The 15,677-nt window shown below is 37.6% G+C and carries 16 protein-coding genes and 1 pseudogene; 7 read left to right on the top strand and 10 right to left on the bottom strand.

Going from position 1 to position 15,677, the window contains the following annotated elements:
- Positions 1-615, bottom strand: a 615-nt coding sequence (locus tag SKA34_RS08995; RefSeq protein WP_232284261.1) for an ISNCY family transposase, incomplete at its 3' end; no start/stop codon positions are given.
- A gap of 543 nt (positions 616-1,158) precedes the next feature.
- Between SKA34_RS08995 and SKA34_RS23335 the strand changes: the two genes are divergently transcribed.
- Both SKA34_RS23335 and SKA34_RS23595 read left to right on the top strand, forming a co-directional pair.
- Entirely contained in the window at positions 1,159-1,299 is a 141-nt protein-coding gene (locus tag SKA34_RS23335; protein ID WP_006645201.1) for a hypothetical protein, read from the top strand.
- A 138-nt stretch (positions 1,300-1,437) separates the two neighbouring features.
- Positions 1,438-1,734: a hypothetical protein gene (locus SKA34_RS23595; RefSeq protein ID WP_232284248.1), complete on the top strand. Its 297-nt coding sequence runs from the start codon at positions 1,438-1,440 to the stop codon at positions 1,732-1,734.
- Between the two features lie 24 nt (positions 1,735-1,758).
- Here SKA34_RS23595 and SKA34_RS08985 read toward each other — a convergent pair whose 3' ends face one another.
- Entirely contained in the window at positions 1,759-2,673 is a 915-nt protein-coding gene (locus tag SKA34_RS08985) for a LysR family transcriptional regulator (RefSeq protein ID WP_006645199.1), read from the bottom strand.
- Positions 2,674-2,799: 126 nt separating this feature from the next.
- Here SKA34_RS08985 and SKA34_RS08980 point away from each other — a divergent pair, with 126 nt between their 5' ends.
- Positions 2,800-3,432, top strand: a complete 633-nt coding sequence (locus SKA34_RS08980) for a GrxB family glutaredoxin (protein WP_006645198.1) — start codon at positions 2,800-2,802, stop codon at positions 3,430-3,432.
- A gap of 10 nt (positions 3,433-3,442) precedes the next feature.
- Positions 3,443-4,534 carry an alkene reductase gene (locus SKA34_RS08975; RefSeq protein WP_006645197.1) on the top strand — a complete coding sequence of 364 codons (1,092 nt, stop codon included), beginning with the start codon at positions 3,443-3,445 and terminating at the stop codon, positions 4,532-4,534.
- A gap of 108 nt (positions 4,535-4,642) precedes the next feature.
- Here SKA34_RS08975 and SKA34_RS08970 read toward each other — a convergent pair whose 3' ends face one another.
- The 5 genes from SKA34_RS08970 to SKA34_RS08950 all read right to left on the bottom strand — a co-directional run bounded on the left by SKA34_RS08970 (position 4,643) and on the right by SKA34_RS08950 (position 8,800).
- The gene (locus SKA34_RS08970) at positions 4,643-5,941 is read right to left on the bottom strand and encodes a type II toxin-antitoxin system HipA family toxin (RefSeq protein ID WP_006645196.1); all 1,299 of its coding nucleotides are present in this window, start codon (positions 5,939-5,941) and stop codon (positions 4,643-4,645) included.
- 2 nt (positions 5,942-5,943) lie between these two features.
- Entirely contained in the window at positions 5,944-6,204 is a 261-nt protein-coding gene (locus SKA34_RS08965) for a helix-turn-helix domain-containing protein (protein WP_006645195.1), read from the bottom strand.
- A gap of 138 nt (positions 6,205-6,342) precedes the next feature.
- Positions 6,343-6,882 carry a porin family protein gene (locus SKA34_RS08960; protein WP_006645194.1) on the bottom strand — a complete coding sequence of 180 codons (540 nt, stop codon included), beginning with the start codon at positions 6,880-6,882 and terminating at the stop codon, positions 6,343-6,345.
- Positions 6,883-7,218: 336 nt separating this feature from the next.
- Positions 7,219-8,202, bottom strand: a complete 984-nt coding sequence (locus tag SKA34_RS08955; RefSeq protein WP_006645193.1) for a rhodanese-related sulfurtransferase — start codon at positions 8,200-8,202, stop codon at positions 7,219-7,221.
- Positions 8,203-8,473: 271 nt separating this feature from the next.
- Positions 8,474-8,800, bottom strand: coding sequence for a hypothetical protein (locus SKA34_RS08950; RefSeq protein WP_006645192.1), 327 nt, complete (start codon positions 8,798-8,800; stop codon positions 8,474-8,476).
- A gap of 338 nt (positions 8,801-9,138) precedes the next feature.
- Here SKA34_RS08950 and SKA34_RS08945 point away from each other — a divergent pair, with 338 nt between their 5' ends.
- Both SKA34_RS08945 and SKA34_RS08940 read left to right on the top strand, forming a co-directional pair.
- A complete protein-coding gene (locus SKA34_RS08945; protein ID WP_006645191.1) occupies positions 9,139-9,528 on the top strand; it encodes a hypothetical protein in 390 nt (129 codons plus the stop codon).
- A 358-nt stretch (positions 9,529-9,886) separates the two neighbouring features.
- Positions 9,887-11,011, top strand: a pseudogene (locus SKA34_RS08940) (alpha/beta hydrolase).
- 82 nt (positions 11,012-11,093) lie between these two features.
- Here SKA34_RS08940 and lepB read toward each other — a convergent pair.
- On the bottom strand, positions 11,094-11,975 hold the full coding sequence (lepB, locus tag SKA34_RS08935; RefSeq protein WP_006645188.1) for a signal peptidase I: 882 nt from the start codon (positions 11,973-11,975) through the stop codon (positions 11,094-11,096).
- Between the two features lie 1,199 nt (positions 11,976-13,174).
- Between lepB and SKA34_RS08930 the strand changes: the two genes are divergently transcribed.
- A complete protein-coding gene (locus SKA34_RS08930; RefSeq protein ID WP_006645187.1) occupies positions 13,175-14,107 on the top strand; it encodes a Gfo/Idh/MocA family protein in 933 nt (310 codons plus the stop codon).
- Positions 14,108-14,172: 65 nt separating this feature from the next.
- On the opposite strand, the gene SKA34_RS08925 is transcribed toward SKA34_RS08930, so the two are convergent.
- Positions 14,173-14,952: a helix-turn-helix transcriptional regulator gene (locus SKA34_RS08925; protein ID WP_006645186.1), complete on the bottom strand. Its 780-nt coding sequence runs from the start codon at positions 14,950-14,952 to the stop codon at positions 14,173-14,175.
- A gap of 92 nt (positions 14,953-15,044) precedes the next feature.
- Complete coding sequence (locus SKA34_RS08920; RefSeq protein WP_006645185.1) at positions 15,045-15,524, bottom strand: YbhB/YbcL family Raf kinase inhibitor-like protein; 480 nt, start codon at positions 15,522-15,524, stop codon at positions 15,045-15,047.
- Positions 15,525-15,677: the final 153 nt, after the last annotated feature.

The raw sequence follows: 15,677 nt of genomic DNA, 5'->3' as shown, positions 1-15,677 counted from the left end.
GTGTTTATCCGTGTAGAGCGCGACAGGCTTACCATGCTGTTGTATATACTGCTTAGTCGCAGCCATATATGAAAACGTCGACTCAGAATCACAAAAATATAAATGCATGATGGCGCTTGTTGCGTCATCAATAAAAACAAGCAATGTACATTTATCGGCTCGGCCTTCGAACCAGTCGTGGGGGGAACCATCAAGCTGAATAAGTTCGCCTATACAATCTCTTCTCGCTCTCGGTTGATAAATCTTACGTCTTTTCTTAACCTTTGGTTTCCAAAGTTTTACCGAAACCATCCATTTTCTGATGGTTTCAGTAGAGAGTCTAATATCATGAATTTCAGCTAATTTTTCTGCGGCTAGCGTAGGACCAAAATCGAAGTAATGAGTCTGAATTAAATCAATAACTTGTTTTTTCAATGATGCATTGAATTGACGATTACTTGGCTTAGTTCGCTTTTTTGAAATTAAACCATTAGCCCCGAACTGTCGGTATTGATTAACCAATCTTTGAATATGCCTACGGCTTAAGTTCAGGATTTTAGAAGCATCAATTTGTCTAATACGCTTATCACAAACGTTTTGTATTGTTTCGAGTTTCTGAAGCTCTTTTGTGCTCATCGTGAGTAACATTCCAGCACCGTAGGCTGATTCTTCCATAGGAAGAATCATACACCTAATGTGACATTTCTAAGTTGGAGGAATGTGACATTTTAAAGTAGGGCTGACAAAAGGTGTAAATCCCAAAGTAATGGTATTTGCCTTAATAACGGCTATGTTTAGTCTGAACCTATTTGAAATGGCGTGTCTAACACTCATCATATCTTCGCTTTAAAGATTCAAATCACAGATGTTCTTAGACGAACTTAAATCATGCTGTTACTGATGTTTAAATTTTAACGATTTGAATCTCAACCATCTCAATCGCCAAAGTTTATCACGTTGCTGTATGCGAAATCATTATCACACTTATCGTTTTAACCATAACGATCATCACAAGTTGTATTGATATTTGAATCTGTTTCAGCGTTATTCATTTGTTTAATACACAGATTGGCCATTTGATACTGCAATCACTGCGTTATTGTTTTGTATATTGCCTTGCTAGCATGAACGACATGGATTGCCGTTGTTGGTTTAACCGTTAACAAAACAAAGGATTGTATGAAAAAATTAATTGTACTCGCGATCATTGGCTTTGCTGCTTGGTATTACCATGAGCATCACGGTTTTGAGTTCTTAGAAAACTTGGACATTAAAGATTTCAAAATCACCAGCAAATACAACAGTGAAAACACGTTTTAATCGATACATGGCGATTCATCATTATGTGAGATGGTCGCCAAACGTTAATCTTACTTGATGCAGATGTTTGTAAATGGATGAACTAAGTTGGTAAAGTTCAAGTTGGATTACACACAAAGACAACACTTAGGAATCTTTATGGCTAAGCATCAATGCCCTAACTGTCACTCTCCTATTTCCCTTAGCTATTTGTTATTTAGCAAATACACAACTCAATATCGCTGTGTGAAATGTTCGGCACTTATGGTATCAAACCGTCGTAGAAAAATTACTGGATTAACACTGGCATTCTTTTCTTCATTTTTATACTCATTGATTAATAGCCATATCCAAAATTTGTTTTTAACAACTTTAGTGGTGTTTATTGTGTTTTTCTCAATCCTTTGGCTGGTTCCAAATCAAGTTGAATTGGTGGATGAGCAGAGTAAGGCGTAAACATCTTCAAAATAATCTCTGGCCTTACCTTTCACCAAATCGCTCTAACAAGAACTCAATAAACAATCGAAGCCGTTTAGGTTGATACTGGCGGCTTTGGTAAATCACGTTTAAGTCGGCACTGGCTGAAGATGTCGATGCGTTGAAGTTCTTCATGTAACCATCAAGTACTGTCACCAATCGTTGCTCTTGTATGTCGTGCTGAATATCTAATATCGATTTTAACGCAATGCCTGCTCCATCTAATGCCCATTGGCGGATCACTTCGCCATCATCTGAAAAGCGTTTGGGTACTAGGGTTATCACTGTTTGTTGGTTGTCGTCTGTAAAGTGCCATGTTTTCAGTTCTTCATTACTGCGGATCATGGCTAAACAATGGTGATCGGCAAGATCTTGCGGTGTAACGGGCGTGCCTTTGTTTGCTAAGTATTCAGGCGTTGCACATAAAACCCGTCTGCTGGGTGCCAGTTTACGAGAGATAAGATTACTGTCTGCCAGTTCTCCGTAACGGATCACAATATCAATCCCCGATTCTGCCAAGTTGGTGAGCTTATCGTCTAAATACAAGTATGGCACTACGTCTGGGTATCGTTCGCAAAATGCCGAGATGATGGGTGAGATGTATTGTTTACCTATGTCTCGTGGCGCCGAGATCTTTAACGTCCCTCGTACTTCTTGGCTACCGGTTTGAAGTAAGTTTTCTGTCTCTTTTACGCTATGGATGATCTCTAAACAGGCTTGATGGTACAGCGCACCAGATTCGGTTAAAGAGATATGCCTAGTACTGCGGTTAAGCAGCTTGACACCGTAGCGATCTTCTAATGCTTGTAGCCTAGCTGTTACCGTTGCGGGAGATAACCCCAACTCTCTGCCTGCTGCGGCCATACCTTGATTTTTAACGATACTGATAAATAACGTCATATCAGAAAACTTATCCATGCCCTTTCCTTTTGTTTATTGTTCATCTCAGCCGAATAATCTTTTCAAATTTACCCCAATTATCAAATTCTATCCAATGAATATACTGACGCCATCAAAACAAAAGTAGCTAGATAGGAAATAACGATGAAGCTTTATATTTATGAACATTGCCCTTTTAGTGCTCGCGTCCGTTATGTGGCTGGAATGTTGAATATCCCACTGACGGTAACTTGTATTGCTTATGATGATGACAAAACCACAAATGAGCTCATTGGTGCTAAGCAAGTGCCCCTTTTGATTAAAGATGATGGTGAAGAAGCCTTAGCAGAGAGCTTAGATATTATTCAGTATTTTATAAGTTTGGCGAAATCTAACGAGACAATTGAGATTTCTTCTGATGTGTTTGAGTGGCAAAAAAACGCGTTTCTTCCATTACAAAAAATCGGCTATCCACGTTGGTCAAACATGGCGTTACCTGAATTTGAAACTGATTCAGCCCGAAAAGCTTGGCGAGTAAAGAAAGAATCAGACGAACTAAATTTTGATGCGCTTCTGCAAGATACCCCGAACATCGCTAATGACGTTGAGTCTCTTATTGAGCAAGCAAAAACGATCTTGCATTTAGAGACTAACCAACCTGTTCGTTTGATTGATGGTGCGATTATGTTCTCTATTTTACGTGGGTTCTTTAGTGCGCCTGAGATCAAGTGGGATAACACAGTAAAAGATTGGATGGAATCGGTCAGCGTTAAAACCCATGTTTCACTACTTAAATAAGGTGCCGAGAATGAGCAAGCTTTTTGAATCAACACAGCTTAACGAATTGAATTTACAAAACCGTATTGTAATGGCACCGATGACACGTGCGCGTAGTAGCCAACCGGGCAATATTCCAAATGCGATGATGGCGAGTTATTACCAGCAACGTGCCAGCGCAGGATTAATTATCTCTGAAGCGACGCAGATTTCTGATGATTCGCAAGGCTATTCGTTTACGCCTGGTGTTTATACCGATGAGCAAGTAGCGGGTTGGAATTCAGTAACGCAAGCGGTACATAAGAACGGCGCGGCGATGTTTTGTCAGCTATGGCATGTAGGTCGTGTATCTCACCCTGTATTCCAAAATGGTGAGAAGCCGATTGCGCCATCAGCACTTAGACCTGTTGAAACCAAGGTGTGGATTGCGGATGAACAAGGCAATGGCAACATGGTCGATTGTGTTGAACCAAGAGCTATGACACAAGCAGATATTGATCGGGTTATCGCAGATTTTGCTTATGCTGCAAAACGCGCTATTGATGCAGGTTTTGATGGTGTCGAAATTCACGGTGGTAATGGCTACCTTATCGATCAGTTCTTGCGTACTAACTCTAATCATCGCACAGATAGTTACGGTGTCACTAGAGAGAATCGTATTCGCTTCTTACTAGAAGTTGTTGATGCTGTTAGTAATATCATTGGTGCTAACAAAGTGGGTGTTCGACTTGCGCCCTTCATCACTTTCAAAGATATGAATTGCCCTGATATTGTGCCGACTATTTTAGAGGCAGCAAAACAACTCCAAGCCCGTGACATTGGTTATCTGCATTTATCAGAAGCGGATTGGGATGATGCGCCAGTGATCCCCGAGCTGTTTAGAATTGATCTGCGTGAGTATTTCACTAATACCATCATTGTTGCAGGTAGTTATACGCAAGCGCGTGCAGATGAAGTGCTTAATAAAGGCTATGCGGATTTGGTGGCGTTTGGTCGTCCGTTTGTGGCTAATCCTGATTTTGTCTCACGCTTACAGCATCAACAACCATTAGCAGAACTGGATGGCGCAACGCTATTTGGCGGTAATGGCCACGGTTATACCGACTATCCTACTCTTGGCTAATTAAGCCCTGATTCTGAAGGCACAAGTATTAAGGCCAGAGTATTTAAAGCAAGCGTATTTAAGGCATGGGCTGTTTGCTCATGCCTTCTTTATACGTATAACTTGGTTTTATGCTAATCGCCCTGCTTGCTTTAATACCCCATTAAATATCGACTCACTAATATCAGTAGGAAAATCGTTGGACAATTGCTGTCGGACTTTTTCTATCGCACTTGGCGCTTGGTTTTTCATTTCAGTCATTAATTCATTGGCACGTTGGGTCGAAAACCCGACCGCTTTCGCTGTACTTAAAAAATGGCGAGGCTGAATGGTTTGCCATTTATAATATTTCTTGGTGCCTGTTAATGCCATCGCCATTTTGGCTTTCTGTTTCGGTATGCTGTTTGAATCCATTAAAGGATAAGCTGAAATAATGTCGTATAGTGGCGTCATGCTGTAACGGCTTTCAGGTTCTAGAAATAAGCTGAAGTTTTTACCGTGTCCATCAATGGCTGCTAACAACCAAAACAAGATCTGTGCTTTAAAAAACACTTCTCGATCTTGGGTTGATGTTCGTGAACCTAATAGAAATTGCATGATACTGGCAATGTTTGGCCCACCGTCTGATTCATATTTTAATGCGGGTGCAACACCTAATGCTTGGCACATGTCTTCTTGTGGTAAACGCATTAGCCAACTGCCGTCTTGTGACCATCGACGATCAAAGCGGGTTAATGCTAATGCTTTTACTTCTTCAACATAGATGATGTTGGCATCGTTCACTTCAAAGCCAAATGCTGCCGCGATTTTTAAGCATAACCATTCGTTCTCACAGCTATCGCTTAAGTCTATGTTTTTGTGCTGTAAGATCCCTATTGGCAATTTCAGAATATGGCTGGTTGGGGTCGAACCTAACGGTAAATGCCACTGGTTTTGATACCATAACAAGCCCGTTTTTTCCTGTGCGCCTGCAATAGAAATACGAAAATCGTCCATATCATCTAGCATACCTAGTGGCGCATCACTTTGGTAACCTCGTAACACCTGTGCCATACGAGATTCGGTTAATGGCTCAGCCTGTATTTGCCTTACATCTTGTAGGATATTTTGTGGTGAATAAAGCTGAATAGCACCAACACAATCGCCACCTATTTTGCTTAGTAGATCAAAGGGGCGTTTGGTCGCTGATTTAAAGCGTGATTGAATACGGCTGCGAATTTCCTCGTTATCAGGCAATAAGTTATCGAAGAAGTTGTAAGGAATATCACCATGATAAGCATCGTGGCGTAACGGCATAGAAAGTGAGATCGCACGGGCTCCTGCTCGTGATAACCATGTTGGATCATATTGAAATGATATCGCACCAGAGCTTGCTTTGGTTAAGCTGCCGACTAGAATCCCATTCATTGCAACCGTTAACACATCCATGTTTACCACTCCTCATTCCATTTCTGTTGTGTGGTGTGTGGTTCGGTGTTTGTGTTACGCGGTTGAACATGCAACTCTAGATCTAACGCAGCGAGTAATTTAAAAAGCGTTTCTAGCTTGGTACTTTCTGGGTTATTTTCAAACGCTGATACGGTGGTTTGTTTAATACCCACCAGTTTAGCTGTATCACTTTGGGTTCTGCTTTGCGCTTTACGTTGGTCTCGCACGGCATTGGCGAGCATTTTAGCTGATGTGATTTGCATGGTCCCCACTTTAAATTATCCGCTATAAAGGATATTTAAAGTATATCCTTTATAGCGGATATTTTCAATTTACCCGCTATAGGGGATATTATAGTAATATCCCCTATAGCGGATAATAAGTTAAGCTAAGTGTGGTTATTAAAAACGGTAGCTTGTGCCGACATAGAAATTGTTCATAGTTAAAATGGAGCTGTCAGCAAACTGGTAACCTACGTTGATACCCATTCCGTTGTGGAAACGCTTTTCCCAACCCACTTGCAGATCGGCACCAACCTTACTCTCATTATGTTTTACGTTCTTCATTTTGTAATCAACATCGTGATAAGCAACACCAACTTTTGCGTAAAGTGCATTACCGTGACTTAATGGATATTGCCCGTACAGTGATAAACGTGGTCCACCGTATGACGATACATCAGCCGATGACAGCAAGCTTGTAAAGTCGCTAAAAATACCATCATAGCTTCGGGTGTAACCGGCTTCTATACCCATGTAATCGCTAAGCATATGACGATAATAAATATCAAATGCGACGGTATCGCCATCATTGGCATCGTATTTTAAATTAAAATTTTGGGTTCCATAGCCAATAGATCCGCCAATGATATTCTCGTTCGCTACTGCTGCTTGAGATAGCAAAGTAAGTGATAATAAAGTGAAAGCTGTTTTTAATCGCATGTTAACTCCTATCAGTAAACAGACTTATGCTATAAGCTTATCTATTGATATTTATGTGTTTTTTATAATTATATGAATAAGTAAAAGCAGACGGTTGATCTACTATGTGACTGACGTTATTTGTTTAGGTCGGCAAGTATATGAATAGATCATGAATGACAACTGAACAGTGTATTATTTATGGTTGTGTGAGGGTTATTTAGCTAGCTATAGATTGACTGTATATATGTAATATTAGGTGTAATATCAACGTATAAGCTTATTTCGTAAAAAAGGAATAAACGGCTGTCTATTCCTTTTGTGTTTAATTATTTGAAAGCAGATATCGTTTGTATCTTACTTTTTAGCCGCTCGTTGCTGCTCTTTATGGGCCAATTTGGCTTTTTTACGTTGTTCTATCAGTTGAGCTGCATCACCGCCGACATGGGTTTCGCCACGCGCATTCGCTAACTGCACTTGTTTTTCACGTTCTCGGAAACGGTTTTTTTGCTCATCGCTGTGTTTATCAATACATTTTGGACAACTTACGCCTTTTTCAAAATGCTCTGATAATTGCTCTTCTTGTGTGATTGGTAATCGACAGGCATTACACACATCGTAATCACTTTTTTCTAGTTGGTGGTTAACAGCAACTCGCCCATCAAACACATAGCAGTCGCCTTCCCACATGCTTTCTTCTTGTGGTACTTCTTCAAGGTATTTAAGAATCCCGCCTTCAAGGTGATAGACTTCTTCAAACCCTTGCTCTTTCATGTATGCAGTTGATTTTTCACAACGAATACCGCCAGTACAGAACATCGCAACCTTTTTGTGTTTGTTAGGATCGAGGTTGTCTTTCACGTATTGTGGGAATTCACGGAACGTTTCTGTATTTGGATTTACGGCGTTTTTGAATGTACCAATATCGACTTCGTAATCGTTACGGGTATCAACCAGAACTACATCAGGATCTGAAATTAATGCGTTCCATTCGTTAGGCTTTACGTAGGTTCCAACGACATGGCGAGGATCGATTCCCTCTACACCCATAGTAACGATTTCTTTCTTAAGTTTTACTTTGGTGCGGTTAAATGGTTGCTCTGTATTAAACGATTCTTTGTAAACAACATCGGCTAAACGTGGATCTTGTTTAAACCAGGCTAATAACGCATCAATAGACGCTCGTTTACCGGCTACGGTGCCATTGAGCCCTTCACTGGCAAGAAGCAATGTGCCGCGAATGTGATTGGCTTCGAGTAATTCAGTTAATGGTTGACGAATTTCTTGGTAGTTATCTAATGCGACAAATTTATACAGCGCACATACAACGTATTGAGACATGTTTTTTCCTTCTGCGAGCTGGAGCGTAAATCCAGTGCTTAATGTATTCTATTTATAATAGTGATTTTAAAACTGGCGCAGTATAACTAAGTCAATGTGTGACATAAACCAACTAAAAATAGGGGTATATATCAATATCTTTTATAAGGTTTAATAGAAGAAATTGATAAACAACATTTATAACGCTAATCGTACTATTGTTTAAACATAAAAAAGGACATATACGTAGAGGTATATGCCCTTTTAAAATCAAGTATGATGTAAAAGTGAGTTATTTACAGTTAAATTCCATCATAACTTTATGTTCTGAATTTAGTACATCATCACCTAAGAAAAACTTACTCGCCGTATTTGCAAGCTCAGTTGTTTTCGCATCTATGGCATGATCGAAATTGCTGTTTTCAGAAATCACATAGAACGATTTACCTAAATCTTTACATGTTTTGTTTGCAGTCGCGTTTGCAATTTGTTTTGCCTCTTGCTCACTGCTACCTGTTGCTTCTACTGTATAAGAATTCTCTTTAGGTGTAACAACGCCTGTTTGTGCAGCACAACCAGTAAGAGCAAGGAATAAAGATGGAATGATAAACTTTTTCATAAACGGCTAACTTCACTTTTATTTGAACGGTGTTTTATTGTGTTATCCGTTAATCTTTAATAAATCAATGTTTTTTATTTTGATGATAAAAATATTCAATAGATGATTTGTTTAAAGGTCTTGAGTGTCACTATTGTGGGGTTACATATCAGCATATTAAACTAACGCTTGTCCCCTACTTTATTCTTGGTGGTTAAGTATAGATGTCAGAGCTAGCTTACTCTGTGATTATTATCATCATGCACGATTGATATATTTTAAAAGCATTTGGTTTTGGTTTATTTATTTCTCTAATTTAGATTTATATTCATGGTATCAATTCTTAAATCGTATTTTTCATGAATATAAAACGTATTTTATTAACACTATCATTAAGTCTAATTATGAGTGGTTGTAGTAATGTATCTTCATCTAATGTGCCTGATTTACCTATTAGTCAGCAAACTAAAGGACGGATTTATATTATTAATTCTGATTTTATAACCAATGTAAAATACACAGAATTAGGTAAAGTAAAAGCCAATGCTAGATATGGTTATGACAGTGTTGTGACGTTATATCCACTATTAGCAGAAGAAGCGAGAAAAATCGTTGCTAATGCCATTCTTGATTTATATGGTGGTCTTACTGTTACTGCTTTTTCTTGGGGATCTCCTTATACCGGCGGCACAGCAATTGTAGTTGAAAACATTGAGCAGTTAAAAAAATATGACGTAGAAGTTTATTAACCCCCTTTCTTTGATAATCTATTTATAATTTACTCTACTATCCTTTGCCTGTACTAAAGCTATTAATACAGGCTTTTTTATACCCTTAATTTAATGTGGATAATTTCAAAATTATCCAGTAAGAGACGCCTGATAAAAGTGACACCGTAACTATATTGAGTGTGGTAGAGGTAATTATTACTTATTGGCTTTTAGATTTATTGCTTTTATATTTCTCAATTATTTATTTTATATCAATAAGTTACTTTAAAGTTTGGTTTTGGTTTGGTTTTTATGTGGTGATGGTTTAGACGAAAAAGACGGATTTCCATAAACTGAGCACATTCCAGAAAACACCGAACAAATATAGAGAGTTTAAATGACTTCTTATAGAAAACTATTATTCGCATCATCGTTTATCGTACTTGCCGGTTGCAACTCGGGTTCAGGTTCAGATAGCGAAACAACAATTACTAAACAAATCACTAAGCCAGCGGCAGATTATAATTTTAATACTGAAGAAATTACACAGCTTGTAAATCATCGTAAAGAATATCTTAATAGTATTGATCTTACTTTTGACGGTACAGTTTATAATCGTGTTAAGTTCGCACACCCAGTGAGTGACGACATAATGGTTGTGAAATTAGCAAATAATCACGATTACAATATTGATTTAATGATTGATTTTAGTGAAGACGCTCAGTGTATTATTTATAAAGAAGACATGTACAAAGAAGTCTTTGACTGTGGTGAGATTAATAAACCCGTGCCAGATGATAGTACAACCTTTATTCAATCAACATCAGCACCAAGTATGCATAATGTCATGTTAACTTATGATAACGATAAGATAGAAGAGTTACCTATGATTGGTTCAACGTTATTATCGGTTGAATATTATAGTGACAATATTGATATTATAACATCATTTGCATTTAAAGATTTTTATAACGATATTTTAAAAGGTCATGAAGATATTATAGAACGTGATCTTAATCTTTCATCATTAGGTTTAACTACATATCAGCAATTATCTAAAATTGTTGAAGACTATTACGGTCAGGATATGTTGATAAAGTTTGATAATCATATTGGTGGCAGTATGGATGATGATATCAATATTTATACCGGTTTGATGATTCGAGATAATCATATGGCCACAATGGTTACTCGCAATGGTTCTGTATTCTCTGGCGGGACTGATTTATTTGCCGCTGGTGAGGAACGCTATTTAGAAATAGCTCAGCCAGTGACAAATATTGAGCGAACTAAACAAGTAGGTGTTCATAGCTGGGCTGAAGATGATAAAACAGCAAAGTAATTCCCTTTTACAGATTTAAGTCATCGTAAACAAGCGACTTATTTTAAAACTATGCTTGGTGATAAAGGTGTGGATTTCTACATGTACACATTAGATTCTGCCCCCGCAAGTGGGGAGCATTGGGTCACGAAAAACGAATCTGATAAATATGGCTTAATCATGATTACCTATTTCGAATGACAGCGAAATATAGCCAGTAAAAAACCGACATGTTGTTAGCATGTCGGTTTTTTTGGTTTTATCTTATTGCCTGATTAGTGATCTAATGAATGCTACCGATACGGTTGAAGCGAACGCCATTAGGTAACCAGTGTGGCCACATTGAGTCTGGGTTATGGTTGAAAGTAAAGCTAATCCAAATAAAGGTCGCTTTGCCCACTAAGTTCTGCTCCGGCATAAAGCCCCAGTAACGGCTATCTAAGCTATTATCTCGGTTGTCGCCCATCGCAAAGTAATGACCCTTTGGCACTACCCACACACCCATTGGTTGTCCTGGTTGTTGGTAATAACGGTTAATTTGCTCTGGTAGCGCTGGATCACGCAGAATGTGGTGAGTTACTTTACCCAGCTCTTCTTTATATTCGTTTAACTGTGTGCCTAATTCTTTGAAATTAGTTAAGCCAACATATTGTTTTGGTATTTCCTGTGCGACTGGACATACTTTCTGTCCATTACAAGCAGGCTTGATATAAAGGGTTTTGTTTTGGTAAATAATAGTATCACCCGGTAAACCAACTACACGTTTGATTAGATCAATTTTCGGATTTGATGGATCAATAAATACTGTAATGTCACCACGTTGTGGTTTACCTGTTGGTATTAAGGTTTTGTGAAAAATAGGATCACGTAGGCCATAAGCGAACTTTTCTACCCCAATAAAGTCACCAGGTACCAATGTTGGCTGCATAGAGCCACTTGGAATTTGAAAAGGTTCGATAACAAATGATCGAATAATTAAAATAGCAAATAACACCGGAAACATTGAGCGTGCTTGAGCTACCCAACCTGATGTGCTCTCCTCTTTAACCTCTTCTCGTTTAGGTTGCCACACGAATTTATCTAACGCGAAAACAATACCTGTTATTAAAGTCGCGAGAGTAAGAATAAGTGAGAACATTTCTGCTGCGTTGAATACTGAAAGCATGTGCTATCCCAAAAACTGTGTAAATAGAATAATCTACAAATAATAGTATTGCGTATTGAACATGATAAATGTGCTAAATAAAACGGCTATATTTTGGAAACTATGATCCCACTATACCTATTTGTATCGTCTCATTGATTAAAATAATGTTCTATGTTGCTCATTTTATTTATAAACCCCTAATTTAAATAATTTACAGAATAAAGTGTCAAGCCAAAGCTAAGTTTTAATTCAGCGAGTCGTTTAATGATGCTAGGGCTTAATATCTCGATAAATGCCAAATGTTATGAAGATGCTTCATGGTATTGAGTATTTATGTTCAATTTCATCCCATTCCTGTTTGAATTGATTAGGCAATAACGTTCAACCATGGCTGTGTTATTCGATGCAATAATTGGGGTTATCACAAGAGGTTTCTTGTCCAAAACAGGTCATATTCATTCGGTTGAAAATCGTCGCGACAGATATCTAGCTGTGTAAGAAACATGGTTAAGGATGGAAACATTTTGTGTGAGCGTATTTCTAGAACAACCGTGATATAGCGTGTTTTCATAACTAAACCTACCTTGTAACGAAGCTATACGACACAAAGGTAACCATATAGTATCTATATGAATAATAACTTTACATTATATATAGGAAAGGGCTTCATAACTTTGCTAACGGTTGTTTAGCATTTGATTGTTTTACGATCTATTCTCTGTTTAAAAATTGGACTTAATGTATAAAATCGTTACTATATGTAATTAATTTATAAAATAATTACGCCGTTGCTGTTATTCTCCTGGGGTATTATGTTACTTTTTATACATAGCAGCATATTAAACAGAGTTATTATAGTGAAGATGCCCATAGCAACAAACAAAATCTTTTTTTACGCGTCGTTAGTTTCTACTATTGTTTATACTTGCGAGTTATTATATCTAACGTTAAATCGGACAAACACACTGCCCCATTGCATTATTATTTCCCTTTTAAAATGTGTGGCAAGCTGTATTATCTGTTTAATTTCATTACAATCTATCTATCATAAACGAGAAGATAAATTTAATGAGCGAATGCAAAAGTATGATGATCCTACTTTAAAGCAAGAGAGCTCTGATAATAAACACCATTAAATTGAGTGTCTTAAGCCTAGCTTCAGCTTCTTTGAGATATAAAGCATTTCGGTTAATAAAACCAATACGTAAGGGTAAAAAATGCGAATAGGAATTGTTGGGTTAGGTGATATCGCTCAAAAGGCGTATCTTCCAATTATGACGCAACTTAAAAATGTAGAATTAATTTTTTGTACACGCAATCCTACCGTTTTAAATGCATTGGCAGATCAACACGGTGTAACTTGCTGTTTTGATGATTATCGTCAATTAAATAAAAAGAATATTGATGCGGTGATGATCCACGCAGCAACGCATATTCATTATGACATAGCGTATTGGTGTATAAAGCAAGGTATTCCTACTTTTGTTGATAAACCATTAGTTGATAATGCTGAGCAAGTTGAACGTCTTTACGAACTTGCAGAACAGCATAATACCCCACTTTATGTCGGTTTTAACCGCCGTCACATTCCTCTATTTAACAAACATCTACCAGAATTAGCTTCCGGTAATATTGGTGAATTACATTCACTGCGTTGGGAGAAAAATCGCCATAATCTTGTTGGTGATATTCACTCCTTTATCTTCGATGATTTTATTCATGCACTTGATAGCGTAAATCTAAATACTAAATCGACACTCGATGATGTCTATGTTACTCATCAAATGTTTGGCGATCAGCTTTCACGTGTTGATGTGCAATGGCAATCAGGACAATGTTTGCTACATGCTTCGATGAATCGCTTAAATGGCATTACTAATGAATGTGTTTCTGCCACTTATCATAACCAGTCTTACCAATTTACTTCGTTTATGCGTGGCCAACGTTGGTTAAATAACGAAGAAAGAATTTTAACATCAGAAGATTGGATGCCGATGTTAGCAACCAAAGGTTTTGATGTGATGATTTCTGATTGGTTAAGTGTGATAGAGTCAGGGAGTATGCCACTGCATACTGTGGAACGGAATATTTCAACGCACCAACTAGCTGATGCAATTGCATTGCAATTAGAAAAATTATTTATCCGTTAAAGGATTTATATTATTGGTTATAAAGATAAATACCATTATGGCTAAAATAAGCTAATGGTATTATCTTAATGATATTCAAATGTTTTTTGATATTGTTTTAGACTCAATCCAAATTGATGTTGAAAACGTTGTGCAAATCGAGCTTCTGATTTGTATCCACATAAATGCGCTAGTTCTATTTGTGAATATGGCTTAGTTTGAATTAAACTTAATGCATACCCCATTCTGAGCTCTGCTAACACATCCCTAAATTGAGTATTCTCGTCTTTTAAACGCCTAATTAATGTCGATTTACTTAACCCGAAATGATCACATACCGATTCAATTGAGTGATTAGCTTTGGGATCATCGTTAAAATATTGGGTTAACTTATCTCGCCAGCTCAAATTTCGCATTGAAAATAACTGATGAAGATAACCATTGTTAGCAAGGTGCTCAAATAATGCATTAACGATATGTGTTTGCACATTCGGCTCAATATCCTTCGGCATTGTTATAATGCTATGCCATAAGTATTTCGCCATATCATCTAGGCTATATTCAGGTGTTAAACCTTCTTTTTGATTATCTTGTGATCGTTTGATTTGCTCATCTGTTGGACGGATCAAAAAGCTCAGCTGGGTTGAGAAAAATCGGGTTTGATTAGGGTTATTGATAAAGGTTAATGATGTATGGCCATGTGCCAATAACCAGTTATTACTATTGAAAGGGATCCAGTCATTTTGCCAATGCAGCTCTTTATATCCCTGTTGAATCCAGAAAATTGAAGGATAAATAATAGGTACATTACGTAGGTACTGCGGTTGCTTACCATTGTAATAATTTAGTTTGATTATGCCTGACATGATTTCTTTTTATAAACCTTGTGACTGGTTATTGATGATACACAATAAATAGACACAAGGTTTATCTTAATAATGATTTATATAAGCGTTATTTATCTAACATATGTTGGGGTGATCGTTGATTTACCCAATGCTGTTGCGTTCAGTATAAAGCTAACTAATGCACATGATGCGTCATCAGGCACTTCAAGTTTTTCTACTGGCAGTGCCCATACTGTAAATTGGTAACGATGCATACCGTGACCTTCAGGAGGACAAGCACCGCCGTAACCATTAAATCCATAGTCATTACGCATTTCTAAACTGGCTGAAAGTTTACCTGATGCGCCCTGCTCGACTGATGTTGTTGATACTGGAATATTGATGACTTGCCAGTGCCAGAAACCACATTCTGTTGGAGCATCTGGATCAAAGCAAGTTATGGCAAAACTTTTTGTTCCTTCAGGCGCGTTCTCCCATGATAATTGCGGAGAAACGTTATCACCGTCGTGTCCGAAACTGTTAAATGAAAAACGTTTGTCTTTTAGTTGACCTTCAGCAATGTCTTGGCTGTGTAATGTAAAAGTTGTCATTTTATATGTCCTATTATTTGTTGTTGGAATCATAATAGAACTATTTTTACCATATAACATAACACTAAGTTTCAATATTTCTTTTTTATCATTTATTTTTGATACTTATTGTTAAAACTGTATGTTGGTTTTTTCAGTGTTGATTGATGAATG

This window comes from Photobacterium sp. SKA34 (assembly GCF_000153325.1).
In the GTDB taxonomy this organism is placed as follows: Bacteria; Pseudomonadota; Gammaproteobacteria; order Enterobacterales; family Vibrionaceae; genus Photobacterium.
Note: the sequence above shows the minus strand (reverse complement) of the source record. Positions and strands in the feature narration are given on the sequence as shown.